General features: G+C 52.6%; 1 protein-coding gene. It reads left to right on the plus strand.

The window, feature by feature from the left end:
* Positions 1-947, plus strand: a 947-nt coding sequence (locus QVO97_RS04810; protein ID WP_288188968.1) for a YifB family Mg chelatase-like AAA ATPase, incomplete at its 5' end; no start/stop codon positions are given.
* Between the last annotated feature and the right edge of the window lie 106 nt (positions 948-1053).

The raw sequence follows: 1053 nt of genomic DNA on the forward strand, positions 1-1053 counted from the left end.
AGGCAGCAGCAGCGGGGCGTCACAACATTCTCTATATCGGACCGGCTGGAACGGGAAAAACGATGGCAGCTCGGCGTATTCCGACAATTTTGCCGCCGCTTACGCTGGAGGAAAGCATTGAAGTTTCGAAGATATACAGTATCTGCGGTCTCCTGAAGCCAGACACGCCGCTGGTTTTGCAGCGTCCGTTCCGCAGTCCGCATCACAGCACGACCGCCCAGGCGATGGCAGGCGGAGGACGAAATCCGAAGCCCGGGGAGATCTCACTCGCCAGTTATGGAACCCTCTTTTTAGATGAGTTAACGGAGTTTCAGCCGAAAATTTTGGATCTGCTGCGTCAGCCGATGGAGGAAGGAAGCATCACGGTTTCCCGTCTCAACCAGACGGTTGTATTTCCGGCAAAAACGATGATTGCGGCGGCGATGAATCCCTGCAAATGCGGTTTTTTCCCAGATTTGGGAAAATGCCGTTGTACTCCAACCCAGATCCGCCGGTATCTGAACCGCGTTTCGGGACCATTTTTAGATCGGATCGATATTGGGGTGGAAGTACCGCGGCAGGATTTGGGGATGATGGCTGCAGAGAAGGGTATAGATGAGGGGAGTTTTCCACAGACAGAGCAGAGGAATTCCTCCGCTGTCATGCGCGCCCGCGTCATGGAGGCGCGCGCTCGACAGGAAAAGAGGTTTGCAGACGAATCTATCTCCTACAACAGCCAGATGACCCGCCGCCAGATCGAAGAGCATTGCCGTCTATCCGGGGAAGATGCGGTATTTCTGGAAAAGGTCGAACGGCAGCAGGGAATCAGTGCCAGGGGACACGGAAAGATTTTAAAAGTAGCGCGCACACTTGCCGATCTGGATGGACAGGCGGAGATCGGGCGGATGCAGTTGGCGGAGGCGATTGGATTCCGGAGTTTTGAAAAAAAATATTGGGGGAGTCTCTGAAAAGAAGCATGTCTAAAAGATTGAAAGAATAAAAAGTTTAACAAGGGTTGTAATTGTTATATCAGATGTGAGATGACTCCCGCCTCTTCAGGTGGCGAGAAGCAAA

This window comes from Clostridium sp. CAG:43 (assembly GCF_000434655.1).
Classification (GTDB): Bacteria; Bacillota; Clostridia; order Lachnospirales; family Lachnospiraceae; genus Otoolea; species Otoolea fessa.